23 protein-coding genes and 1 pseudogene are annotated in these 24,513 nt (G+C 64.9%); 10 read left to right on the forward strand and 14 right to left on the reverse strand.

Translation table 11 applies throughout. The features are described from left to right. Window positions 1-227: 227 nt before the first annotated feature. Both ACVIJ6_RS33720 and ACVIJ6_RS33725 read right to left on the reverse strand, forming a co-directional pair. Entirely contained in the window at window positions 228-1,553 is a 1,326-nt protein-coding gene (locus ACVIJ6_RS33720) for an alpha/beta hydrolase (protein WP_456776245.1), read from the reverse strand. 360 nt (window positions 1,554-1,913) lie between these two features. Continuing rightward, entirely contained in the window at window positions 1,914-2,453 is a 540-nt protein-coding gene (locus ACVIJ6_RS33725) for a GNAT family N-acetyltransferase (RefSeq protein WP_456776246.1), read from the reverse strand. Window positions 2,454-2,720: 267 nt separating this feature from the next. Between ACVIJ6_RS33725 and ACVIJ6_RS33730 the strand changes: the two genes are divergently transcribed. Continuing rightward, window positions 2,721-2,951, forward strand: coding sequence for a helix-turn-helix domain-containing protein (locus ACVIJ6_RS33730; RefSeq protein ID WP_456776247.1), 231 nt, complete (start codon window positions 2,721-2,723; stop codon window positions 2,949-2,951). A 686-nt stretch (window positions 2,952-3,637) separates the two neighbouring features. Here the strand turns inward: ACVIJ6_RS33730 and ACVIJ6_RS33735 are convergent. The 7 genes and pseudogenes from ACVIJ6_RS33735 to ACVIJ6_RS33765 all read right to left on the reverse strand — a co-directional run bounded on the left by ACVIJ6_RS33735 (window position 3,638) and on the right by ACVIJ6_RS33765 (window position 11,082). Further along, window positions 3,638-4,577: pseudogene (locus tag ACVIJ6_RS33735) on the reverse strand (ABC transporter substrate-binding protein). Continuing rightward, on the reverse strand, window positions 4,574-5,677 hold the full coding sequence (locus ACVIJ6_RS33740) for an LLM class flavin-dependent oxidoreductase (RefSeq protein WP_456776248.1): 1,104 nt from the start codon (window positions 5,675-5,677) through the stop codon (window positions 4,574-4,576). The pseudogene ACVIJ6_RS33735 and the gene ACVIJ6_RS33740 overlap by 4 nt, the downstream one beginning before the upstream one ends. A 20-nt stretch (window positions 5,678-5,697) precedes the next feature. Continuing rightward, window positions 5,698-6,882, reverse strand: coding sequence for an acyl-CoA dehydrogenase family protein (locus tag ACVIJ6_RS33745; RefSeq protein WP_456776249.1), 1,185 nt, complete (start codon window positions 6,880-6,882; stop codon window positions 5,698-5,700). Further along, on the reverse strand, window positions 6,876-7,667 hold the full coding sequence (locus tag ACVIJ6_RS33750) for an ABC transporter ATP-binding protein (protein ID WP_456776250.1): 792 nt from the start codon (window positions 7,665-7,667) through the stop codon (window positions 6,876-6,878). The genes ACVIJ6_RS33745 and ACVIJ6_RS33750 overlap by 7 nt, the downstream gene beginning before the upstream one ends. Further along, a complete protein-coding gene (locus tag ACVIJ6_RS33755; protein WP_456776251.1) occupies window positions 7,661-8,674 on the reverse strand; it encodes an ABC transporter permease in 1,014 nt (337 codons plus the stop codon). The genes ACVIJ6_RS33750 and ACVIJ6_RS33755 overlap by 7 nt, the downstream gene beginning before the upstream one ends. Beyond that, window positions 8,652-9,737: an ABC transporter substrate-binding protein gene (locus ACVIJ6_RS33760; protein ID WP_456776252.1), complete on the reverse strand. Its 1,086-nt coding sequence runs from the start codon at window positions 9,735-9,737 to the stop codon at window positions 8,652-8,654. The genes ACVIJ6_RS33755 and ACVIJ6_RS33760 overlap by 23 nt, the downstream gene beginning before the upstream one ends. Before the next feature lie 250 nt (window positions 9,738-9,987). After that, window positions 9,988-11,082 (reverse strand): LLM class flavin-dependent oxidoreductase, encoded by a 1,095-nt coding sequence (locus ACVIJ6_RS33765; protein WP_456776253.1) that lies wholly within the window; start codon window positions 11,080-11,082, stop codon window positions 9,988-9,990. Window positions 11,083-11,381: 299 nt separating this feature from the next. Between ACVIJ6_RS33765 and ACVIJ6_RS33770 the strand changes: the two genes are divergently transcribed. The 9 genes from ACVIJ6_RS33770 (at window position 11,382) to ACVIJ6_RS33810 (ending at window position 19,689) form a co-directional block, all read left to right on the forward strand. Beyond that, window positions 11,382-12,242, forward strand: coding sequence for an ABC transporter permease subunit (locus ACVIJ6_RS33770; RefSeq protein ID WP_456776254.1), 861 nt, complete (start codon window positions 11,382-11,384; stop codon window positions 12,240-12,242). Continuing rightward, on the forward strand, window positions 12,239-12,958 hold the full coding sequence (locus ACVIJ6_RS33775) for an ABC transporter ATP-binding protein (RefSeq protein WP_456776255.1): 720 nt from the start codon (window positions 12,239-12,241) through the stop codon (window positions 12,956-12,958). The genes ACVIJ6_RS33770 and ACVIJ6_RS33775 overlap by 4 nt, the downstream gene beginning before the upstream one ends. A gap of 18 nt (window positions 12,959-12,976) precedes the next feature. Beyond that, the gene (locus ACVIJ6_RS33780; RefSeq protein WP_456776256.1) at window positions 12,977-13,993 is read left to right on the forward strand and encodes an NrtA/SsuA/CpmA family ABC transporter substrate-binding protein; all 1,017 of its coding nucleotides are present in this window, start codon (window positions 12,977-12,979) and stop codon (window positions 13,991-13,993) included. A gap of 36 nt (window positions 13,994-14,029) precedes the next feature. After that, window positions 14,030-15,259: an acyl-CoA dehydrogenase family protein gene (locus ACVIJ6_RS33785; RefSeq protein ID WP_456776257.1), complete on the forward strand. Its 1,230-nt coding sequence runs from the start codon at window positions 14,030-14,032 to the stop codon at window positions 15,257-15,259. A gap of 62 nt (window positions 15,260-15,321) precedes the next feature. Next, window positions 15,322-15,894, forward strand: a complete 573-nt coding sequence (locus ACVIJ6_RS33790) for a flavin reductase family protein (protein ID WP_456776258.1) — start codon at window positions 15,322-15,324, stop codon at window positions 15,892-15,894. A 28-nt stretch (window positions 15,895-15,922) separates the two neighbouring features. Continuing rightward, window positions 15,923-16,882, forward strand: coding sequence for a serine O-acetyltransferase EpsC (gene epsC / locus ACVIJ6_RS33795; protein ID WP_456776259.1), 960 nt, complete (start codon window positions 15,923-15,925; stop codon window positions 16,880-16,882). A 248-nt stretch (window positions 16,883-17,130) separates the two neighbouring features. Continuing rightward, entirely contained in the window at window positions 17,131-17,358 is a 228-nt protein-coding gene (locus ACVIJ6_RS33800; RefSeq protein ID WP_456776260.1) for a hypothetical protein, read from the forward strand. 64 nt (window positions 17,359-17,422) lie between these two features. Beyond that, window positions 17,423-18,766 (forward strand): LLM class flavin-dependent oxidoreductase, encoded by a 1,344-nt coding sequence (locus tag ACVIJ6_RS33805; protein ID WP_456776261.1) that lies wholly within the window; start codon window positions 17,423-17,425, stop codon window positions 18,764-18,766. A 77-nt stretch (window positions 18,767-18,843) separates the two neighbouring features. After that, the gene (locus ACVIJ6_RS33810) at window positions 18,844-19,689 is read left to right on the forward strand and encodes a MetQ/NlpA family ABC transporter substrate-binding protein (RefSeq protein ID WP_456776262.1); all 846 of its coding nucleotides are present in this window, start codon (window positions 18,844-18,846) and stop codon (window positions 19,687-19,689) included. 116 nt (window positions 19,690-19,805) lie between these two features. On the opposite strand, the gene ACVIJ6_RS33815 is transcribed toward ACVIJ6_RS33810, so the two are convergent. The 5 genes from ACVIJ6_RS33815 to ACVIJ6_RS33835 form a co-directional block, all read right to left on the reverse strand. After that, the gene (locus ACVIJ6_RS33815; protein WP_456776263.1) at window positions 19,806-20,192 is read right to left on the reverse strand and encodes a tautomerase family protein; all 387 of its coding nucleotides are present in this window, start codon (window positions 20,190-20,192) and stop codon (window positions 19,806-19,808) included. Between the two features lie 41 nt (window positions 20,193-20,233). After that, window positions 20,234-21,088 carry an NADPH-dependent oxidoreductase gene (locus ACVIJ6_RS33820; protein WP_456776264.1) on the reverse strand — a complete coding sequence of 285 codons (855 nt, stop codon included), beginning with the start codon at window positions 21,086-21,088 and terminating at the stop codon, window positions 20,234-20,236. Between the two features lie 139 nt (window positions 21,089-21,227). Continuing rightward, window positions 21,228-22,448, reverse strand: a complete 1,221-nt coding sequence (locus ACVIJ6_RS33825; RefSeq protein WP_456776265.1) for an LLM class flavin-dependent oxidoreductase — start codon at window positions 22,446-22,448, stop codon at window positions 21,228-21,230. Next, window positions 22,445-22,822: a 4Fe-4S binding protein gene (locus ACVIJ6_RS33830; RefSeq protein WP_456776266.1), complete on the reverse strand. Its 378-nt coding sequence runs from the start codon at window positions 22,820-22,822 to the stop codon at window positions 22,445-22,447. Before ACVIJ6_RS33830 ends, ACVIJ6_RS33825 begins: the two co-directional genes overlap by 4 nt. Continuing rightward, window positions 22,819-24,417, reverse strand: a complete 1,599-nt coding sequence (locus ACVIJ6_RS33835; RefSeq protein WP_456777140.1) for an FAD-dependent oxidoreductase — start codon at window positions 24,415-24,417, stop codon at window positions 22,819-22,821. The genes ACVIJ6_RS33830 and ACVIJ6_RS33835 overlap by 4 nt, the downstream gene beginning before the upstream one ends. Window positions 24,418-24,513 lie beyond the last annotated feature (96 nt).

Raw genomic sequence — 24,513 nt, forward strand, 5'->3', positions numbered from 1 at the left:
TTGCCTTTGCTGCGGTCCGTTACGGGTAGCGGAGGGGTTTTTCAACTATTATCGGCCTTCTTACGGGCGAGCGCACGCTTCCACTTTTTAGCATGCGGACCGACGAACGAGAACCGTCAGTCGGCGCTCCAATGACCGTAATTTGCCCATCTCAGACCTTTCGGCCTGCTCCGAACCTGTCCGCTCATGGCCCACGGAAGTGAGGCGGTGCCCATCCTGCCTGCAAGTCAGTTCCGCTTGAAAGCCATTCCATCCGGGCCAACGGGCTCGATCCTGTTTCGGGCGTCCTCCAGATATCCGTCTGTAAGATGTGGAACGTGGAACGCCATGAAGGCCTCCGGATGATCAGGGCGACGTGCCGAGCGATAACCGACGAAAAGAACGGCGTGTCCGGTTTGGCGCGCGAGTTCGCTCGCAATGGTCTGCCAATCGATCTCATCCGGGAAGCTGCCGCAGAGGCTTTCGATTGCGAACACTCCCGGCAAAGGATTCTCATTTCGTATCCTGATCGACAGACCGAGCCGCTGCTCGACAACAGTCTTGATGCTAACTTCTAGAGTGGCGCGGTCCATGTCCAGCAAGGCACCAAGGAGGCTCAGGACGGCCTCTCGCAGCCGATCAGGATCATTGAAATCGTCGATCTCAAAACGCTTGAACAGCCCACTGCCGAGCAGATCGACTCGATCTGCGAAAATCGCGATCTCGTAGTCTCCGAACGTCAGCGTCACACAGTGCATTGGGATGATCGAGGGCCACGATATCAGCGGTCCTGCAGCGCTTCGGGCCTCAAGGCCCCTGCCGCGCGCCAGCTCTGTTACCCGCTCTCCGAGTTCGGACTGAAAGTTCGTGCCAGCTTCCTCCTTCGCGTCACGGCGTCTGTTTTCCAGCGGAGGCATGCGGATCAATTGCATATGGGTGACGGAGCCGCCGCGCTCGCCTGACGCGGCACGCTGCTCCAGACGGCCGGTCATTTTCATGATGGCGTTCGCCATCACATCCGGCCGTAGAACCGGATCCAGGTGGCTACCATGGAGCCTTGCAAACGGCCATCCTCGTCGATCGGCTTCCGCCGTTGCGTGATCATAGATCGGCGATGCCTGAATGTAGGCGGCAGGCACATGATCCCAGCCCTCGAGTTCGAGGGCGTCGTCGAACCAGTCAAGCCGGAGACGTGGCAGCCCCTGCTCGAAACGGCTGAATGCCGCACCATTGCGCTGGAAGATGTCGATGCCGACAAGGCGCGCGCGAGCGGGGTCGTCCTCGAACCATCGCGACCAGACCGGCAGCGTTCCGCGTTCGTCGGCCAGAGCTGCGATGAACTTGAGCAAAGCGGGCCTGACCGGCCGAACAGATCCATGCGTGGGCGGGATGTCGCCATCGACGAGGATCAAACCGCCCACGGCCATCTTGCTGGTCAGCTCCGCTGCCAGCGCGCATGCGGAGCTGTGCGCCACCACGATCGCACCACTCTGGGCATCGATGCAGGCAAGCAGGTGCTCCGTCCAGGCGCGCCAGCGCGGCGGAGCCGCGCAGTGAGCCAGGACGTCCGGCACCTGTACGGAACATCCCGCTTGTCGCAGCAGCTCAGCCGTCGGCTGCCAACTGGCTGCGCGCACTGGCGGACCGGGAACGAATATGTAGCTCGGCATCATGCCGGCAATAATAGTGTGACGCAGACATACTGCAACGCCTAGGTGCGGTTAACGGAACACTTCACTGCACCTGAATTCCCCACGTTCTCGCGAAGCTAAAGTGTCGTCCGCATCTGATCCGTCTAAGGCGCCGCCAGCTGGCCCAGCGAAGTCCGCTTCTGGCCCATCCTAACCGTTCTGGCCGGCACCGGGGTTGCCCGCTGCTGATGTTCGACCGAAAGCAAGTCGCCGGACCCGAGGGAAGGCCGCCTTTGACCCAACTCAGACGTCGATCCGATCAGACATCTTTTGATAGCAACATTGGGAAATATACTCGCCACGTGACCGCGAATAGAGCTTTATGGGCTCCAGGCGATTGAACCCGAGCTTGTTAAGTATGCATCCAGAGGCCGTATTGTCTTGCGCGTGCCCGGCCTTCAATTTGAGAAGGCCGAGCTCTTCAAAAGCAAATTCCACCGCGGCGCGCGCAGCCTCAAAGGCATAGCCGTGTCCCCACACGGCACGATCAAGCCAATAGCCCAGTGTGGCCTCACGCGCGGAGACTCCATCGATATCTACAAGCCCAAGCATCCTGCCGTCTAAAACGACCGCAAATCGATATGCTTGGCCCACTTCCCATTGCCGTTGGTGATCTGCGAACCATTGTTCTACTTCCTGTCGGTCGGGCGGATATCTCGCCAACGAAAGCATGCGCGTTACCTCCCAATCCTTCTGAATTTCATAGGCTCGATCAGCCTCAGCAGCGCTTGAGGCCCGAAACAACAACCGGGGAGTTTTCAGCTGACGAGGAGGAATAGGCATTATCGTGTTCCGCGTGGTATCGTTCGATCATGACCTGCTGTCGGCGCGGGCTGACGACGAATATCGGCCTAAAGCTGTCGATTAGACTCGTCGAAAGAGATGTCGTCTCTTAAGCACATCGGGCATCGCTACGGTGGGTTGACGTTGATGAGAGGCCTTTGTATCGCCGTTCGCTTTCTATTTCCCTATGGACTATGCGTCTGGCTTCCAAGACCGGTCAGGACCGTGAATTACTGCAGTCATGGTCGCGTGATCGGGAGTGCAGCAATGGACGATCGGAAGTACCTGACGCCAGAGGAAGTCTCGGATCGCTACCGTGGCGCAGTGAGCGTCGGGACTCTCCGGAATTGGCGAGCGATGCGCGTTGGGCCGACCTTCGTCAAAATTGGGAAGGCGGTCCTATATCCGATTGGTGAACTCGATGCGTGGGACAAGCGAAACATGGTGGCTTGTCGTCCTGGCGCACTGCCACCGGTGATGGGGCCTGATCAGGCGTGATGATCACGATTTGTCGCGCACTACCGTCCCCACTCTCCGCCCCCATTTGATCGCAGACTTCCAAAAATTTACGATCCATCAATCATTTAGCTGCGGCGCTACGCTCATGCACAACCATCCCTCCGGCGATTCCTCGCCGTCGCAAACGGATGTGTAGACGAACAAGGCGTTCGCTCACATCGCCGGCCACTCGGCATTTCCGCGACACCAGACGGCCAAGAGCAGCATTCCGACAAAGCTTCAATGCAGGACTGACAGTCTCTGGCGAGCGCCGGCGGCAATTTCGTGAGAACGAAAACGAAAGAATAGTAGAACATGCGTGCACAGGATTTGCACACGCCCTTGACCTAACTATCTGATTTCAAAATGCTCTCTGTCCAATCCATCATAGGCGCCACGGAGAAGCGTCCGATTCCGGCTGAGCCGTATTTTGAAGTCTGTTCAGGCACCTGGGAGCCGATCCGAACTCTTGATCCGAACAGCCGCGGACCACGCCGGAGTTTCACCCGGCGTCAGACCGCGACCGCAGCACGGCAGGTAATGGGAACGCCCAGGGCCTGCAAGCGCAAAAAAGCGGGCCTCCGGGGCGTTCCCTGCGGCTGGAACCGGACCATGACACCGGGACTTACTGCGGTAAAAGGAGCTGGAACGAGATCAGACCAGGGAGCGTCGAGAACGGACCGGCGTCAGAGCCCCGCCCCCTTCGCGATTGCTGCGGCGAACGAACGATCGAGAATGGCAGCGGCGTCGAGCCGCTCCTTGATGAGGCCGCTGCGCGTGTAGAGGTCGATCGTCCGCTGTTCGTCGCTGAGCACGCTGTCGTCGATCGGCGCGATCCGTACCTTGGCGCGCTTGAGCCAATTGAGCGGCACCGCCGGCGGAATGTTCATCAGCCGGCCCCAGGTCTCGGCATAGCTCTCGACATTGCCGAGCGACCAGGCGCGCGCGGCGGTGAGGCGCTGCACGAAATCCTCAAGTGCGGCGCGCTTGTCCTTGATCGCCGCTGGCGTTGCCACCTGGAAGCTCAGGCCGGGCGTCAATCCTTCGCCGGTGATGATGCGGCGTGACTTGAACAGCACCTCCTCCTGGCTCACATACGGCTCCCATGTCGACCAAGCATCCACCGAGCCTTGCGTATAGGCGACCTTGGCGTCCGACGGCGGAAGGAACACGAGCTGGATATCGTTGGTGGTCCAGCCGCGCGACCCCAGCGCGGCGAGCACAAGCTGATGACCGATCGAGCCGCGGCCGGTCGCGATCGTCTTGCCCTTGAGATCGTCGAAGCTCCTGATGCGCGAGGTCTCCGGCACCAAGATTGCGAGCCCCTCTTGGGTCTGCCGGATCGCCGCGATGGCCTTGACCGGCACGCCCGATGCCGCAGCGAAGGTGAACGGCGCGTCGCCGACCAGCCCGGTCTCGATCGCGCCGGCGCTGAGCGCCTCCAGGAGCGGCGCCGCCGCGACGAACTCCTTCCACTCGATCGTATAAGGCACGTCCTTGAGCACGCCCGCCCTCCATCACGGCGCGCGAATTGCCCTTCTGGTCGCCGACACGCAAGCTGACTTGCGCGAGCGCCGATGCGGTGAATGCGAGCAAGATGCCTGCAATAACGAGAACACGCTTCATTCCGCCGCCACTCCCTTGGCGCGCTGCCGGGCGGCGATCAATTGCCGCGTCGCGGGGATCAGCTCGCGGCCATATTCGATGGCATCGATCAGCGGATCGAAGCCGCGGATCAGGAAGTGGCTGATGCCAAGGTCGTAATAATCGCCGAACACCTCGGCGACCTGCTCCGGCGTGCCGACCAGGGCCGTGGTGTTGCTGTTGGCGCCGGTGAGCTTGGCAATCTCGGTCCACAGCCGCTTGTCAACGCGCTTGCCCTGCTCGGCGATCGCGAGCAGGCGCTTCGCGCCATCGGTGGCATGGCCGTCGGCCGGCTTGCGATAGCCGGTCTGGTCCTGCAACGCGGTGGCGCGCTCGAGAACGGCCTGCGCCTTGGCCCAGGCCCTCTCCTCGGTCTCGGCGAGGATCGGCCGCACCGACAGCGAGAAGCGCGGCGCCGGCCGGCCGTGCTTGGCGGCCGCGGCGCTGACGCGGGCGACCTGCTCGCGCACCTGGGCGTAGGACTCGCCCCACAGCGCATAGGTGTCGGCATGGCGGCCGGCGACGTCGATCGCGGCATCCGAGGCGCCGCCGAAATAGATCCGGATGCCCTCCTTGCGATACGGCTTGACCTGCGCAAACGCGTTCTCGACCTGATAGTACTTGCCGGCATAGCTGAACGGCTTCTCGCTGGTCCATTGCGACCGGACGATGTCGAGGAACTCGCTGGTCCTGGCGTAACGCTCGCTCTTGTCGTCCAGCGTATTGCCGTCCTGGCGCAGCTCGGCGGCATTGCCGCCGGTGATCACGTGCAGCGCCACGCGTCCCCTGGAGAATTGATCGAGCACCGCAAACTGCCGCGCCAGCAAGGTCGGCGCAGTGAAGCCCGGCCGCTGCGCAATCAGCACATTGAGCCTGGACGTCACGCCCAGCACATGCTGCGCCACCTGCAGGCTGTCCGGCGAGGTCGAGTGGAACGCCAGCAGCGCGCGGTCGAAGCCGGCATTCTCATGCGCTTTCGCGACCGTCTCGATGTGCACGGGATCGAGCACCGGGCCCTGCCGCACGATCGTCTCGGACGAGTTGTTGTTGGAAATGAAGCCGATGAATTCGATGTCGGACATGGGTCCCTTCTCCTGAAATTTCAGAGTCCAAGCGCCAGACGGCCAGCAGCCATCCGCGTCGCATCGTCCTGCGGGGTATGCACGCGGCCGCACAGCACATCGCGGTAGTGCCGCTCGAGCGGATTGGCGCGGCTGAGCCCGTGGTTGCTCGACAGCGACAGCGCATCCTCGACCGCGGCGACCGCGTTATTGGTCACGGTGAGCTTGATCACATTACCTTCTAAGGGGCTGATCACGCGGCCTTCGTCGAAATCGCGCGCAACGCTATGAATCAGCCGCGCATTCACCTGCAGCCGCGCCTCGATCGCGCCGAGCACCTCCTGTGCCCGCGCCAAGGTCGCCAGCGGCGCGCCGAGGCTCGACGGCGTCCGTGTCTTGAGAAAATCGACGATCCAGTTGCGGGCTGCGCGGGCGACGCCGTCATAGATCGCGCCGACAAAGGCCGCATGCACCAGCGCCTGGGTCGGGTTCTGCACGCGCCAGTCCTCCGGCTTGCGCAGCTCGATCTCGTGGTCGAGCGGAACAACGACGTCGTCGAACACGACATCATGGCTGCCGCTGGCGCGCAGGCCGAGATGGTCCCAGGTCTCCACGATGCTGATGCCGGGCAGTCCCGCCTGCACGAGGAACAGGCCGAGCCGCGGCTCGGCCTCATCCGTCTTGGCCCACACCGAGTACCAGGACAGGATCGGCGCGCCGGTCGAATAGATCTTGTGCCCACTCAGCCGCCAGCTGGTCTCAGTCCGACGCGCAATCGTCTCGGGCAGGCCGCCACGCGACGGCGAGCCCAGCGCCGGCTCGACGCGGAACGTGTTGATGAGGGCGCCGCGCTCGACCGAGTCGCGCGCCAGCTTGCGCGCGAGCCGCGTCGGATATTCCTGATGCCGCGCCATGACGAAATGCTGGATGTAGTGCATGGCCAGCACCAGCGCGGTCGACGGATCGGCTTCGGCGATGATCCCGAGCACACGCGCCGTGAGACCTGCCCCGGCCCCGTGTCCACCGAGTGCGGTCGGCACCGTCAGTGACAGCAGACCCGCCTCGAACAGATCCTGGAAGTTCTGGAATGGGAAGCTGCGGTCCCGATCATGCACCGGCGCGCGTTCGGCAAACGCCGGCACCAGCCGGAGCGCACGTGTGATCACCTCGTCCTCATTTGCCGCCGCGGTCTGGCGCGGCAGGATGCTTTCCACAGCGGCTACCATGTCGCCTCCAATCCGAGGAGACCGAGGATCTGACGGCGCAGATCGGCGAGATGCGGATCGCCGCGATGCCGCGGATAGGGCCTGTCCACGACGATGTCGGCCTTGATCCGCGCCGGGCGGTCGCTGAGCACGACGACGCGGTTGGCGAGCACGAGCGCCTCCTCGACATCGTGGGTGACTAGCAGCGTCGTGAATCCCTTGCGCTGCCACAGCGTCACGAGCTCCGCCTGCATCGCGATGCGCGTCAGCGAATCCAGCTTGCCGAGCGGCTCGTCGAGCACCAGTACCTTGGGATCGTTGACGAGCGCCCGCGCCAGCGCGACGCGCTGCGCCATGCCGCCGGACAGTTGATGCGGGTAGGCGTTGCGGAAATCGGACAGGCCGACGAGATCGAGCGCAGCATCGACGCGATGCCGCTGCTTCGTCAGGATGCCCTGCGCCTCCAGGCCGAGCGCGACGTTGTCCCAGACCGTGCGCCAGGGAAACAAGGTCGGATCCTGGAACACGACGACACGCGAGGGATGCGGGCCCTTGATGCTGACATCGTCCTCGCGCAGCGCGCCGCTGCGCGGCTTGTCGAGGCCGGCGATCAGGCGCAGCAAGGTCGACTTGCCGCAGCCCGACGGCCCGAGCAGCGCCACGAACTCGCCGGGCTCGACGACCAGGCTGACGTCGTCGAGCACCTTGAGCTCCGCGCCGTCGATGTCGAAGGCGTGATCGACATGCGCAATGTCGATCGCGGCACCAGGAAACTGCGCTCGTGTCGCTTCAGCGACGGCTACCATTTGACGACACCTTTCTGCCAGACCAGCACGCGGTCACGGGTCTTGAACAGCAGCGTGATCGCGCCCGAGCAGAGCAGCGACATCACCAGCAGCGCCGCATACATGTTGGCATAGGCGGCCCAGCCCTGCGCCCATTGCAGATACCAGCCGAGCCCGGCCTTCACGCCGATCATCTCGGCAACGACCAGCACGGCGAAGGAGGCGCCGAGCCCCATGAACAGGCCGACGAACACATGAGGCAGCGCCGCGGGAATTGCGACCTTCAGCACCAGGAACCAGGGCTTGGCGCCCAGCGTGCGCGCGACGTCATAATAAGCGGTCGGCACGGAGGCGACCCCGGACCAAGTGAGCACCGTCACCGGGAAACCCGTGGCCAGCGCGATCAGGAAGGTCGATGCGCTCCAGCTGGTCGGAAAGGTGAAGAACGCGATCGGTAGCCACGCCGTGGCGGGCAACGGACCGATGAAGCGCAACACCGGATGCACCCAGTAGCCGATCCTGGTCGACCAGCCGATCGAGACGCCGGTGATGAAGCCGATGGCGGCGCCGATGACATAGCCGCCGAGCTGCAGCTTGACCGACGCCCATGCGCTGTCGAGCAGCTTCGGGAGATCGTCGGTGTAGACCTCGATGATGGCCTGCGGCGGAGGAAAGAATGGCAGCGGCAGCCAGGCGAATTTGGCTGTCGCGAGTTCCCACACCGACAGGAAGACGCCGAGCGTGATCACCCAGGGGCTGCGCTTGCGCAAGGCCACGCCGGCGCGGCCGAGCCGCGACGCGGTGAGACCGGCGACCAGCACCAGCGCCGCGATCACGAAGGCCGCGACGGCGAGATCCCTCGTACGTAACCAATCGCCGACATCTTCCCGCACCAGGCAGGACGCGCCAAACAGCGCCCAGGCCAGTGCTGCAGCAACGCCCGGCGCGAGTTCACGCAGCCTGTCAACCAGACCGGTGCCGCGTTCGAGTCCGCCAGCGGCGGTGTCAGACAGAGAAAATGTCGACATAGATTCGCTCAGCAAATTTGTTGGTGTCAGTGCTCGGCTTGAACACGGAGACGACCTTGAGGTCGTCGGCGTAGGCCTTCAGCTCCTGCTTCAGCGCCGGACCATGCCGGTGGTGATGATGGGTGTGGTAGCGCACCATGCCTTCGAGATCGGCCAGCGTCGCCTGCTTCGGCGCGTAGGGCTGGTACGACTTCGCCGCCTCGGTCGGATTCTGCGCCGTGAACATCGCGGCATCGAGCAGCGCCTGCGTGATGGCGAGCCCCACGGCGGGCTCGTCGCGCACAAGGCTGCCGCGCAGCCCGAGGATGCAGCAGACGCGGTTCTGATACTCGCCATCGAGATTGGAGGCGACCTCCTTGTAGGCCGGATCCTTGAGCCAGAGATAAGCGAGCGGATCGGAGGCCAGGAACGCCTGAGTCTCGCCCTTGTCGGCCGCAACGTTGACCACTGCCCCCGGATAGACTCGCCAGTCGACGTCCTTCACCGGATCGATGCCGAGCCGCGCCAACTGGATCGAGAAGAAGTTCTTGTCGGGACCACCGAGATCGCCGACCGCGACCGCCTTGCCCTTGAGGTCTGCGAGCTTGGTGATCCCAGAGTCGGCGCGCACCATCACGCGCATGCAGCCACCATGCGTGCCGGCAGCGATCTTGACATCAAACCCCTGCTCCAGCGGCTTCAGCCAGCGCAGCGCCATGCCGAGGCCGGCATCGCTCTTGCCAGTCGCGATGGCTTCCAGCAGCTGGTCGGTCGAACCACTGTAGTTGATCAGTTCGACGTCGAGATTCTGCTTCTTGAAGAAGCCTTGATCGATCGCGACCGGGACCGGCGTCAGGCAGACCGCGCCGGCATTCCAGGACAGCTTCAGCTTGCGCGGCGCGCCGGTGAGGGCCGCACCTTCCGCCGCCGTCCTGCAGATCGGAAACTGCGAGAGGCCGATCTCGGGGGCGGCTCGCAGCGACAAAGCCTGCGCAAGCCCGCCGAACGGCGCCACCAAGGCGGCACCCGCCCCCGCCTGCAGCAGCCTGCGCCTGTTGAGTGCAGCCGTCTTCACGTCGTCCATCGCCCTCTCCTGCCGACAAAGCTCCGCCGACGCGCAGGCACGCCGCGCCTGCACTCCCTCGCGGAATGCGTCGATGTGTCGTTGAACATGCGCTGTCGTCAGCGCCCCAATGATGAAACGATGATGCTTTCGCGTGTGCACATCGTCAATGAAATGGAATTTCGAATGTGGCGCGGCTGCGAGCGAATATCTCCACGCGGGACGACCTTCGGAAAAGCAATCAGTTCGTCGTCAACTCTCCGAAGCCGGATTATCCCACCCTGCGGCTGGAATCGCGTTCCGCACGTCCCCGGTCCTGCTGCCGACGCCGCACGCGCGGAATCACCTCCGCTGCAAAGCGTTTCATCTCGGCCTCGAAGGGCTGAAATTGCAGCATGAACAGTTCGATGCCGGCGGCATGGAAATCGATGATGCGATCGGCCACCTCGTCATAGCTGCCGACAAGCCCGGCGGCCGTGCCGCCATTGCTGCCCACCCGCGCGCTCTTCTGCATGGTCTGCATCATCACGACCTTGGGGTCGGTGTTCTGCTTCTGGATCGCCTTCATCGGCGCATCCTTCTCCGCCAGCCGCAGCAGACGTTCATGCGCCGCATCGGCGTCCGCCGCGGTCGACCGCGCGATCACGAACGCCGCCAAGCCGAAGCGAAGCGGCGCGGCCGCGCCTCTCGACCGGCAGGCGACGTCGTCGATCAGGGCGGCAACATCGGCGAGCGGCTGGCCATTGATGAACCAGACATCGCCATGATCTGCCACAAGCGCCCGCGCCGGCTCCGATTCGCCGCCGACATAGATGCGCGGCCGCGCACGATAGAGATCCTTCGGCCGCAGCGCGTAGTCTTGCACGTCGAAATATTTGCCTTTGTAGGTCAGGCGCTCGCCCTGCAGCAACCGCGACACCACGCTGATCCATTCGCGGCCATAAGCGTAACGCTCGTCGTGCTCGGCAAAGCCGATGCCGGCGCGCGCCAGCTCCGGCCGGTTCCAGGCATTGACGAGATTGATCGCGAAGCGCCCGCGGCTGATGTTCTCGATGCCGAGCGCCATCTTGGCGAGCACCACGGGATGGAAGAGATATGGCTTGATGGCGGTGATGATCTCGATGCGGCTGGTGAGCGCGGCGAGCGCCGCAGCCGCGCTCCAGGCCTCCAGCTGATCGAGATCCTCCTTGTGCGGATTGATCGTGTGCTGGGCCACCAGGGTGGCATCGTAGCCAAGCTGTTCGGCCTTCAACACGAGATCGCGGTTGCGCTCCCACGACGCATCATAGGGCTCCTCCGGATCCTGATGGGCCGCGCGCGGGCCATGCACCGACGCCCAGATGCCGAAACGAAGCGGATGAACCATGGTCGAACCTCGCGAATGCGTCCGGATCGCTCCCCCGCGGCGAGGCACGATCTCCAGCTCTCCTACTAACAAAATCAGAAAAGAAGTTCTTGCCGCTTTTGGCTCACGACGGAAATCGAAAACCTCCAACCGCGACGACAATTGGAATACCGCTCTATTCCGGTCCGCGATGTTTCGTGGGAAAGTTTGGCGGCATGAAGCGGCGGCGCCGGCTGGTTTGAAGAGCCCGGCGCGTCAAAGGCCACGCGTGCCGACGCACATGACGCCGACGCACATGACATCGCGAGGACTGCACGACCTTGAGCAATATCGACCAGACTGCAGGACCGATCGAACTGACCCAGGCGGCCACCGACGGACATCTCACCGGCGCGGATCGGCGTCATTCGATCGGCCCGGCTGCGCTGCAGGCATTGTCCTGGCTGGCGCCGGCGCTTCTGGTCGTGATCTGGGAAGCGCTGGCCCAAGGCGGGTACCTGTCGCCGCAGGTGCTGCCGGCTCCGAGCAAGATCCTGCGCACGGCCTACAAGCTGACGACGCAGGGGACCTTGCTCAATGATCTCGGCGTCAGCCTGTTGCGGGCGGCTGCCGGCTTTGCGATCGGCGGCGCCGTCGGCTTCGTTCTCGGCCTGCTCGTGGGCTTCTCCCGCCTCGCAGAAGCCCTCATCGATCGCAGCGTTCAGATGATCCGCGCGATCCCCTTTCTGGCGGTGCTGCCGCTGGTGATCGTGTGGCTCGGCGTCGGCGAGGCCGAAAAGGTCTTCCTCGTTGCGCTCGGCGTCACCTTTCCGATCTACATCAACACGACACTCGGCATCCGGCAGGTCGATCCGAAGCTGATCGAACTCGCGCGCGTGCAGGGCCTTTCGCCGCTCGCACTGATCCGGCGCATCATTTTTCCCGGCGCCCTGCCCTCGATCCTCACAGGTGTGCGCTATGCTCTGGCGACCGCCTGGCTCGCGCTGGTCGTCGCCGAGACCATCGGCGCGCAATCGGGCCTCGGCTTCCTCGCGATGGACGCCCGCGAATTCCTGCGCACCGATGTGATCGTGCTGACGATCGTCATCTACGCGCTGATCGGCGTCCTGGCCGACCTGATCGCGCGATGGCTGGAGCGACGGCTGCTCGCCTGGCATCCGAACTACGGAGCCGGTCGATGAGCGTCCATCAGGCTGCAGCGGCGCAGCGTCCGACCGAACCAGCCGTGATCGTCAACGGCCTCCGCCGCGCCTATGGCGACCGGACCGTGATCCAAGGCCTCGACCTTCGTATCGAACGCGGCGAGTTCGTGGCGCTGCTGGGCGAGAGCGGCTGCGGCAAGACAACACTGCTGCGCGCGCTGGCCGGTCTCGACCCGATCCAGGGCGGCCGGATCATCGCTCCCAAGCGACCGGCCGTGGTATTCCAGGAGCACCGCCTGCTGCCCTGGGACAGTCTCTGGCGCAACGTCGCGCTCGGTCTCGACGGTCCAGACGCACGTGCGCGCGCGGCCGCCGCGCTGGCGGAGGTCGGATTGGGCGACCGGCTCGACGACTGGCCGCGCAATCTTTCCGGCGGCCAGGCGCAGCGCGTCGCCCTTGCCCGCGCGCTGGTGCAGCAGCCGGAGCTGTTGCTGCTCGATGAACCCTTCGCCGCGCTGGATGCGCTGACCCGCATTCGCATGCACGCGCTGGTGCGCGAGCTCATCGCCACGCACCGGCCCGGCGTCCTGCTGGTGACGCATGACGTCGATGAGGCGATTGCGCTCGCCGACCGCATCCTGGTGATGCGGGACGGGCGGATCGCCTTCGCGCACCGCGCTCATCGCGATGGCACGGTCGCACGCGGCGACCTGCTGGCTGAACTCGGTGTGCTCGCCGCACACGCTCCCGCCTGATTCTTGGAAGGATCGATCATGTCTTCGGATGACTTCTCCCGCCGCCAGTTCCTCGGCACCGCCGCCTTCGGGATCGGTGCGCTCGCCGGACTGACCTTGACCGACGATGCCTGGTCGGCGCCAGGGCGCGTCACCGACACGGTGCGCCTCACCTGGGGATTGTCGGGTCTCAACCTGATTGCCAAGGAGCGCGGCGAGTTCGAGAAGCTGCTTGCCAGGGACGGCATCAAGGTCGAATGGCTCGGGCCGTTCCCGAACCACGCGCCGACCTTGCAGGCCGTCACCGGCGGGACCGCCGATTTCTCGTTCGGCGGCTCCACGACTCCGGCGCTGGCGGCGATCATCGCGGGCTCCCCGCTGGTGTTCACGCAATTCATCGTCTACGTGCCACGCACCACGGCGATCATCGCGCGCGACGATTCCGGCATCAACAAGGTCGAGGACCTGGTCGGCAAATCGGTCGCCGTCAATCGCTCGGGCCTTGGCGAATTCCTGCTCGTCGCCGCGCTCGAGAAGCACAAGGTCGATCGCTCCAAGGTCAAGTTCGTCTATCTCAATCCGCCGGACGCGGCGCCGGCGCTGGCCTCCGGCAAGGTCGACGCCTGGTCGATGTGGAGCCCAGGCGTCGACATCGCCCGTCTCGACTACAAGGCCCACGACATCTTCCTGGAAGGCCGCGACCTCGAATTCCAGATCGACTACACCTCGTATTTGACCACCCGGAAGTTCGCCTCCGAAAATCCGGCGCTGGTCCGCGCGGTTAACGACGCCTTCCGCGCCGAAGGCAAATGGATCTCGGAAAACAGCAAGGACGCGGAATATATCGCGCAGAAGGCGGGCAAATACAGCGACCAGGTGCGCGATCAGTTCATCGCGATGAACCGGCAGTACCGCTATTTCTCCGTCAACGACAAGCAGTTCGTCGCCGACCTGCAAAAGGCGGCGGACTGGCTGGCCGAGCGCAAGGTGCTGCCCGAGCCGGTCAAGGTCGCCGACCATCTCGCCCGGATCGAGGATCCGGCGCCGCAGCGCTGAAGCCGTTCCGCCTCTCCTGGCATCATCGAGACCATCATGAACAAGCCGCTTTCGACCAAGACGCTCACCGCCGAGACCACGCTTCCTCCCGCACCGGGCGCGCTCGATGCGCTGCTGGCCGCGATCGCCGACGGCGAGCCGGAACGCGAGCGTGAGCGCATCCTGCCGCACCAGCAGATTGCGCTGATCAAGCAGGCCCGCCTCGGCGCGCTGCGGCTACCCGTCGCGGCGGGTGGTGGGGGCAGCTCGATCCGCGATCTGTTCGCGATCGTGATCCGGCTCGCCGAAGCGGATGCCAATGTGGCGCACATCCTGCGCAACCACTTCAGTGTGGTCGAGCGGCTGGTGCGCAATCCACGCGATGATCAGGCACGCGAATGGCAGAAGGCGGTCGCCGGCGGCGCGATCATCGGACTTGCCACGACCGAACTGGACAGTCCGCAGGTCGGCAACATCACGCCAAACACGACCTTCACGCCGGATGGCGACGATTACCTCCTCAACGGCACCAAATATTACAGCACCGGGACGCTCTATTCCGATCTCGTGCTGGCGCGCGCTGCCGATCCGGATGGTCGTCCGGGCGCCACCATCATCCCGCTCGATCGCGACGGCATCGAGCTGATCGACGATTGGGACGGCATGGGGCAGCGCCTGACGGCGACCGGCACCACCCATTTCCGCAACGTCAGGGTCAAGCGGCAGGAGATCGTGTTCGACGCCCCGGACATCGGCTACGGCGTGCCCTACTCTAATACGTTCGCGCAGCTGTTTCTGACCGCTGCCGTTGCCGGCATCAGCCGCGCCGCCCTGCGTGACGCGATCGCGCTGGTCCGCTCGCGCAAGCGCACATTTTATTATGCTCCGCACGAGAAGCCGACCGACGACCCGCTGCTCCAGCAGACGATCGGCAAGATCGCGAGCGCAGCGCATGCCGCCGAAACGGTCGTCCTCGTCGCGGCCGAAGCACTCGATGCGGCGACCGACGCATTCGATGCCGGGCGAGCCGATGCCGAGGAGCTCGCGCACCGCGCCGCCCTGCTCTCGGCACAGGCCAAGATCATCGCCGACGATGCCGCCATCCGCAATGGCGGCCTGATCTTCGATGTCGGCGGCGCCTCATCGACCAAGAAGGCCACCAATTTCGATCGGCACTGGCGCAACGCGCGGACGCTGTCATCGCACAATCCTGTCACCTACAAGGAACGGGCGATCGGGCAATATCTGATCAACGGCACACCGCTTCCGGCCAAGGGCTTCTTCTGACCGACGGCGCTGCCGCGACGAGGGACACGACCAATACGGCGCGTGCCCGAAGGAGGCGACGGATGAGCAAGCGTGACCTTCATCTCGTATCTGAGACCGCGTTCGATCCGCAACACTTCCACTCGGCCTTGCGCCGTGTCGCGGCCGGCGTCAGCGTCGTCACCGCGGGCCGCGGCGAGGAGATCACCGGGGTAACAATCGCCTCGCTGATCTCGCTGTCATCAGAGCCGCCGCGGCTCATGATCAGTCTCGGCAATCGGTCGTCAGCGTTCCCGCTGATCGCTCGCGACGGCTGGTTCGGCATCAACATCCTCAGCTCGGACCAGCTCGCACTCGCTGACCGCTTCAGCACGCCGCATCTGTCGGGACAGCAGAAGTTCGAGGGCATCGACTGGTCGCGCGGCCCGGCCGGCGTCCCGCTGCTGCAGCACGCCCAGGCCGCGATCGCGTGCGAGGTCGACGAGATCATCGAGCGCTATGCGCATGCGATCATCGTCGGCCGCCCCGACAGCGTCGAGCTTGCGCCCAAATTGTCGAGTCTGCTGTATTGGAACGACCAGTATGTCGAGGTCGACCGCAATGCGGATCTCGACCTGCTCGCCGAGGTCAGCGTGCCCTTGACCCATGTCCGGTGATGACGCGCATGCGCATGGAGACAACGGCATGAGCTCTCGCCCCACCACGGGATCAGGTCCGGACAACTCCACCTCTGCAGGCGAACGCTGGGGCCTCGATCGGCTGGTTACGGAGCTGCGCGTGTCGCGGGAGGAGACGCACAGCATCCGCAAGGATGGCGTCATCCACCGGCCGCCATCGCGCGAGAAGCTGGCGCAGGTCGTCTCCGCGTTGACCGAGGCCCTGTTCCCACGCCACTATGGCCAATATGATCTCGATGGCGAGAACATCGACTACTTCGTCGGCCATCGCCTCAGCGTTGCGCTCGACCTGCTGTCCGACCAGATCCACCGCGCCGCCTTGTTCGTCGGCGATGAGCTGATCCCGGGCTTCCGGCACCCCGACGCCGTGGAGTTGACCCGCCGCTTCGCAGCCGAGTTGCCGGCTCTGCGTGGTATCCTGATCAGCGACCTGCGCGCCGCCTTCGTCGGCGACCCCGCCGCCAAGAGTTTCCCGGAGATCCTGATCGGCTATCCCGGCATGACCGCGATCATCCATCACCGGCTTGCCCATCTTCTCTATGGCCTCGGCACCCGTCTCGTTTCCCGGCTGATCGCCGAGATCGCGCATGCACGCACCGGCATCGACATTCATCCGGGCGCACAGATCGGCTCCGGCTTCTTCATCGATCACGGCACCGGCGTGGTGATCGGCGAGACCGCCATCATCGGCGACCACGTCCGGATCTATCAGGCCGTCACGCTCGGCGCGCGCCATTTCCCCACCGAGGAGGACGGGACGCTGATCAAGGGCGATGCCCGCCATCCGATCGTCGAGGACGATGTCGTCATCTATGCCGGCGCCACGATCCTGGGCCGCCTCACGATCGGACGGGGATCGACGATCGGCGGCAATGTCTGGCTGACTCATGACGTGCCTGCGAACAGCGTCGTCACCCAGGCCTCCCTGCGCAACAAGGTCGGTGGGCCTGCGCTGCAGAAGTCCTGATCGACTCGCTTGCCCTGGCGGCGACGGTTGCTACCGCCTTGGCCATGGATCGATTGATGGTTCGCCGCGCATGGGGCAGCGAAACGTCGCTCCTTGGTTCCTGATGAGGACGACGTGATCATGCTCGCGCCGTGGTCAACAATGCAAATCCATTTCATCGACAGCATCGGGACAGAGCCGCTAGATTTTCGTCCAGCATAGCCGGCGTCCGTCGTTGCGATGGCAGCCGCGTTTCAACGGATTGCACGATGTTTGACCCTCTCGCCGCGATCAGCCTCCAGCAGGATACGCCGGGGCTTTCCAGTCCCGATGAGCCGCTTCGTGGCCCCCAAGACCATGCCGGCAAGTTTCGCCTGGAGGACGACGAACGAGGTCTCGCCCCTCGCGCCGGCATCAGCCGGCTTGCCGGCCCCATCGTCCGGCGCCTGCAATGGGCTCACGAGCTGAGCGGCGCATTCGCCCGCGATCCGCATTAGCCAGCATCAGTCAGTCGATCACCGCTCCACACAAGACATCAGCGAGCCAAGACGAGAGCGCCCCATGAGCCAGCGTCGCCAACTGAACCTCAACCTCTTCATCTATCCCGGCGGCCATCACGAGGCGGCGTGGCGCTATAAGGGCTCGGCGGCGAGCCGAGCGCTCGATATCAGCTACTACCAGCAGCTGTCGCGCACGGCCGAGCACTATAAATTCGACGCCATCTTCTTCGCCGACGGTCCGGCATTGGCCGACAATGTCCGCTATGCGCAGCGCTTCCGCTTCGAGCCGATCACCTGGCTCTCGGCGATCGCCGCAGCCACCAGCCGCATCGGCCTGATCGGGACGGCCTCGACCACCTATCACGAGCCCTACAATCTGGCGCGGCTGTTCGCCTCGCTCGATCATCTCAGCGGCGGCCGCGCCGGCTGGAACATCGTCACCACCAGCGCGCCGCAGGCGGCGCAGAATTTCGGCCTGCCCGAGCATCCTGATCATCACGAGCGCTACGAGCGCGCCAAGGAGTTCCTCGACGTCGTCACCGCGCTGTGGGACAGCTGGGAGGACGACGCCGTCGTCAATGATCCGGCAGCCGGCATCTTTGCCGACACCGACAAGGTCCATCCGCTCAACCACGTCGGCAAGTATTTTCGCGTGCGCGGGCCGCTCAACGTGCCGCGCTCGCCGCAGGGCCGGCCGGTCTATGTCCAGGCCGGATCGTCCGAGGACGGCCGCGCCTTTGCGGCCCGCTTCGCGGAGGCGATCTTCACCGCGCACCAGACGCTGGCCAGCGCCCAGGAGTTCTACGCCGATATCAAGCGCCAGGCGCGGGCGCTCGACCGCAATCCCGATCACGTCAAGATCCTGCCCGGCATCAGCCCGTTCATCGGCTCGACCCAGGCCGAGGCCGATCGGCTGCAGGAGGAGTTCAACGACCTGATCCAGCCGGAGTACTCGCTGGTGCAGCTGCGCCAGATGCTGGGGCTCAATCTCTCGGGCTTCGATCTCGACGGTCCGTTCCCACGCCATCTCATCGAAACCGACGGCGCGCGTGGCGCCGCCAGCCGCTTCAAGCTCGTGGTCGACATCGTCGATCGCGAGAAGCCGACGATCCGGCAGCTCATCCAGCGTCTCGCCGGCGCCCGCGGCCATTGGGTGATCGCCGGCCCGCCGGAGAAGATTGCCGACAACATCCAGACCTGGTTCGAGAACGGTGCCGCCGACGGCTTCAACGTGATGCCGCCCTGGCTGCCCGGCGGCTTCGACCTGTTCGCCGAGCACGTCGTGCCGATCCTGCGCAAGCGCGGCCTGTTCCGCGAGGAGTACACAGGCAAGACCCTGCGCGAGCATTACGGCCTGGAGCGGCCGGCCAGCCTCTACAGCCATCCGGTCCAGGCGATCGCCTGAGATCCGTCACCCGGGCGGCGCGGACGCCTTGCAGGGCGTCAGTGCCGCCTTTCGTTTGTTCAAGATCTGGAAGTCCCATGCATGATTTGACGAGATTGCGATACTTGAAGAGCTTGCGTTTCCTCGGCCTGCTGGCTGCCTCCGTCCTCTCGATCGCCGCCGGTGACTGCGCGCTGGCGCAATCGGCCGAGAAGAAGGACCTGAAGGTCGGCTTCGTCCCCGGCCCCTATATCGACGAGTTCAAGATCGGCGTCGCGCCCGAGCTGGCGAAGAAGGGCTATCAGATCCGCTATGTCGAGTTCTCGACCGGCCTCGAAGCCAACAACGCCGTGTTCAAGAGCGAGATCGATGCGAACGTCATGCAGCACACGGTGTTCCTGAACTCGTACAATGAGCGGCAGAAGACCGACCTGGTCGGCATCGTCCACGTGCCGACGCCGCCGATGGGGATCTATTCCAAGAAGCACCCGCTCGGCACCAAAATCGGCGCCGGCGCCAAGGTCGCGGTGCCGAACGATCCGGTCAATCTGCAGCGGGCGCTGTGGATCCTGCGCGATCTCGGCCTGGTCGAGATCCGCGATTCCAAGCCGATCGACGTCAGCGAGCTCGATGTCGTCAAGAATCCCGGCGGCATCAAGATCATCCCGCTCGAGGCCGCACAGGCGCCGCGGGCGCTCGACGATGTCGATTTCGCCGCGATCCAGGGCAATTTCGCGATCTTCAGCGGCCTGAAGCTGACGAACGCCTTCGCGCTGGAGAAGATGACGGCGCCCTACATCAACGTCGTCGCAGTCAAGCGCGACAATGCCGAGACCGCATGGGCCAAGGACATCGTCGCCGCCTACAAGTCACCGGGCTTCAAGGCCGCCATCCTCGCCGACCGCTTCTATGACGGCTTCACGCTGCCCGACTACATGAAGTAACCGGTGCCGGCGGCTCGTGATCATCATCGGCCGCCGCGCATCATTCTTTACAAATGGGGAACAGACGATCTCCGCGAGACACCATCGTAAGGCCTATCCTCACCAGGAGCTCAATATTAGACATCGACCTTGAATCCCAGATCGAGTTCGGATGCGGGCACACCGCCGCGCAAACCCCAGTTTTCCGCCGGAACTTCGATCAGAATTGTCTTGATCTCGGTCGCGGGCACGCCAAGAGCCGATAGGTTGGTGACCACCGCATGGTATAGCCCCCGTTTCGCATGCAATGACCGACCGGTGAAGAGCGTAACTTCCACCCGCGTATACCGATCGGAGCGTCCTGTCGGCACGATCTGGCTCACCGGATCGTATAGATCCAGCACCACATCGCGATCATAGTCAGGAATTTTGAGTGCAGCGAACAGCGCTGATTGAACAGCATCTATTACCTCACTCTCGCGACCGCGAGCCCACAGACCGGTGGAAATCCTGGTACTTGGCATGCGTTCTCCTGATAATCCACCGAGGCCGTAGCGCTCTTCCGCTACTTCAACCCGAAGCCGAGCGCGCGCAGCGCCTCCGTCAGCCTGTCGCGGCCGTTGAGCGCCTTCGCTGAGCCGAGCCGGCTGAGCACGGCCTCCTGCCAGCCGATAGCGGCGATACCCTGGCTGGTCTGGAAATCGCGCAACGTCTCGTCATAGGCGGCGATGCCCTCGACCTCGCCCGCAGGCGCATAACGTTCGCGATGCAGGACCACGTTCTGGCGCAGCCGCGGCTTGACGTCCTCGCCGGCCTTGAGATCGGCATAGCCAACGCACAGGCCGAACACGGCGAGCACGTTCGGCGGCAGGCCGAGTTCCTCGGCCACCGCCTGCGGGCGGTTGCGGATCGCGCCGATATAGACCGAGCCAAGGCCGAGCGCCTCGAGCGCCACCACGGCATTCTGGGCTGCGAGGGCCGCGTCGATGATCGCGACGAACAGCGTCTCCAGGAAATGGATGCCCTCGTCGGGGCGTCCTTCGCGTTTGGCCAGGCGCTCCGCCCGCGACAGATCGGCGAGCCAGACCAGGAACAGCGGCGCCTCGCGGATATGTTTCTGGCCGCCGGCGAACTCCGACAGGCGCTGCTTGCGCCCCTGATCCTCCACGGCCACGACGCTCCAGGTCTGCAGATTCGAGGACGATGCGGCCGACTGCGCCGCGGCCACCAAGGTCTCGACGGTGTGCGGCGGCACCGGATCCGGCCGATAGCTGCGGATCGAGCGGTGCGCCAGCAGATGGCCGAGAATGTCGTCGGCACCGGAGGCGACCTTTGGAATATGCGCGCCATAACGCTTGTGCAGCGCCGCCGCGAGGCTGTCCTCGGCCGCGCGCGATGTCCTCGTCTCGATGATCGTCATTCCAGTCCCTCACGTGATGCCGAGCGCGTTTCGCACCGGTCAATATCTTGTCCAGCCTGCGCGTCGATGCGCAGCAAAGCCGACCACGCGGACGACGGCAATCCCCTGTTGATCATGCGTGCGCTATCGCAGCACCCCACTACTCCGCGGCCTGGGCCGCAGCGACCGGCTCAATCACGGGTTTACGCAATCCCGCCTGCTCCATCAGCGGCAGCACGCGGCGGCCGAAGAAGTCGAGGTCCGGCTTGAAGTCGTAGAACGACAGCTGCAGGCCGTCGACGCCGGCCTTCTTGAGCTGCACAAACTGCTCGACCACCTGCTCCGGCGTGCCGATCACCTCGATATTGCCGCCGATCGCCCGGCGCTTCGGCGCGTCGACGCCGACGCGGCCGCGCCAGGCATGCGCGTCGCTGTCGAGCTTGTGAAAATCGCCGACCGGGTCGGCATGGGCCACGATCGCGTCATGATAGGCCCAGGTCTCGCGCTCGGTCTCGCGGCAGATCACCATCGGGTTGAGCAGCGTCCGGACCTCGCGGCCGACGTCGCGCGCGGCCTGCTTGACCCTGGCGGTGTGCGCCGGCAGCGCCGGAATGGCATCCTCGAAACTGGAGCCCGCCGGGCTGGTGATGAACACGATATCCGAATAGCGCGCGGCGAAGCCGATGCCGGCGTCGGAGCCGGTGGCGTTGACGAGCACCGGCCGGCCGAAGCGCGGCTTCGGCGTCACAAAGGCGTTGTTGAGCTTCCACGACGACTGGCCCGAGAACGAGTAGTTCTCGGTGTCGCTCCACAGCCGCTGCAGAACTTCGAGAAACTCGGCGGCGAGTTCGTAGCGGCGATCATGATCGATCCGGCTCCAGCCGAACGCCTCATGCTCGGCGGCGCGGTGGCCGGTCACGACGTTGATGCCCCAGCGGCCATTGGAGATGTGGTCGAGCGTGGCGCCGTATTTGGCGAGATGCAGCGGATGCCACGGACCGTAAAGCACATGAATCGTCGAGATCAGGATGATGCGCCGGGTCAGGCTGGTCAGCGCCGAGGTCGTGATGAAGGAATCGAGCGCCTCGCCGGTGAACACACCGCCATAGCCGCCCTTCGGCAACCATTGTGACAACGCGAACACCAGATCGAAGCCAAGATTTTCCGCCGTCAGCACCAGATCGCGGTTGTAGTCGAAATGCCACGATGTGGTGCGCGGCAGGGTCGAGGCGCTCCAGCCGCCCGCCTGGATCGGCAGGAACAGGCCAAGCAGCAGCGGCTGCGTCAGCGCGCGCGACAGCGGGCTCTCGGGCCAATCGGCCGGGCCGCGGAAACCGTCGAGATCGACCAGTGCTCCCGGGCGATGCGTGATCATCGTCATGCTGTCCTCTTATCGTCTGCGCCGGCTGCGTCCGCGGCCGCTTCGCCGGCGCGGCGAAACACGGTCTCCATCAGCCATTGCTCGTTCGGAAATTGACCGGCCCATTCATCCCAGCCGGAATGCTTGCGGTATTGGCCGAGACGGCCCGAGCCAACCGCCGCCTCCTGCGTGATCGCCACGCGGCGGTCGCAATCGGGCGCGACGTAGATCGCGTCGGCGCGGCAATAGAGCTCGCACATGAAGCAGGTCTGGCAATCTTCCACCCGGGCCAGCTGCGGCGGCCCGGATGGCGCCCGTTCCAGCACATTGGTCGGGCACACCTCGACGCAGGCGCCACAATCGGTACAGCGATCGGCAACAATGAGCTCGATCATGATGCGGCTTCCAGCTCGCGCGCCGAGAACTGCGGCTCCCGCGCCGTATCAGTAGTGACCTCAATCCGATCGAAGCCGCGGCTCAACAGCCGCACCGCAAGCTGCGGATCGAGCCCTGGATGATCCACCCTGCGATGCAGGCCCCTGCTCTCGGTGCGGCGGCGTGCCGTGGCGACCGCCCAGCGCGCGCTCGCGACCAGCGCCGCTGTTTCGCGTGACCGCAAGGTTTCGCCGGCTGCATGATCGACGATCTCGCGCCAGAGTCCGTCGAGCGCGCGCTGCGAGGCGGCCAGCGTCGCCTCCTGCCGAAACAGCGTCTTCTCGAACGGGTGCATCTCGGCGCGCACCCCGGCCCTGATTGCATCGAGATCGACGGCCCTGGTACGACCGCGTGGCAGCAGACCGGCTTGTCCGAGCGGCCTCAACGCGGCCGCGGGCGGTCCGATCTCACGCGCCAGCCGCGCAGCAGCCTGCCCGGCCCGGATGCCAGAACTCAGCGCCCAGGCCGAATTGACATTGCCGCCGCCGGAGATTGCACCGGCGACTCTTTCACGCGACGCATTGTCGCCGGCAACGAACAGCCCTGGTACCGCGGTGCGGCCATCGACGGCGTCGACCTTGACGCCGCCGAGGCCGCGGATCGTGCCGTCATTGTGCAGCGTGACCTCGAAGCGATCGCGATAAGGGTCGATGCCCCAGCGGTCGAACACCAATGGCACGTTCGGCGAGATCGTATGCAGGCGCGCCTTGATGTCGTCGGGCAGACGGTGCAGCGAGCAAAACACCGGACCGGCGAGCAGCGCCTTCGCGAGCCCGATCGTCTGCTGGGGCCCGAACGGCAGATCGAGCTCGCGCCCGTCGCCATCGTAGTAGGTCGCGAAGGAATAGGCCATGCTGCGCGTCATCGTCGAATGCGCCGGCGCGATCGTGTAGGCCGCGGTGAACTCCATGCCGGAAAGCTCGGCACCGGCTTCTGCCGCCAGCAGATAGCCGTCGCCGGTGTTTGTCCGTGATCCCAACAGATGCGACAGAAAGCTGGTGCCGCCGGCCGCGAGCACGGTCGCCCCCGCTGCGACCTGATACGGACGATCGCCATCCTGCCGGCGCTGGCCGCGGGCGCCACCAACCGAGCCGTCGCTGCGCGCCAGCAATTCCAGAACCGGCGAATGGTCGAGAATGGTGACACCATGCTCTTGGGCGAAGGCGCGCAGCGCGCGCATATATTCGGGACCACGCACCGCGCGATGGTTCGCGCGGCCTTCGTCGTCGATGCCGAACGCATAGTGGCCCGACAGGGTCGGCAGAGAGCGCCAGGTCTCCTCGATGATGGCATGCATCCAGGCGGCTTCGCCGAGACCGAGTCCCGCAGCGACGCGCTGGCTGACAGCCTGCTCGCGCGCGCCCGGCGGGACCCACCAATGACCGGGCCCGGCTGCCGCCGTGACGCCGCTGGTGCCGCAATAACCCTTGTCGACCAGGATCACGCGAGCGCCCGAGCGCGCAGCAGACACCGCGGCCCAGGCGCCGGCCATGCCGCCGCCGATGACGAGCACGTCGGCCGCGAGCGACAATGGATCTGGCGCGGAGACGGTCACCACGCCACCGGATTGCTCTTCGGCAAGCCCGTGGTTCCTGTCCGTTGTATCCCCGTGGGCCGCACAACCATGTTCCAGCTCCGAAGCCGTGCGCGA

The organism is Bradyrhizobium sp. USDA 4369, assembly GCF_054056435.1.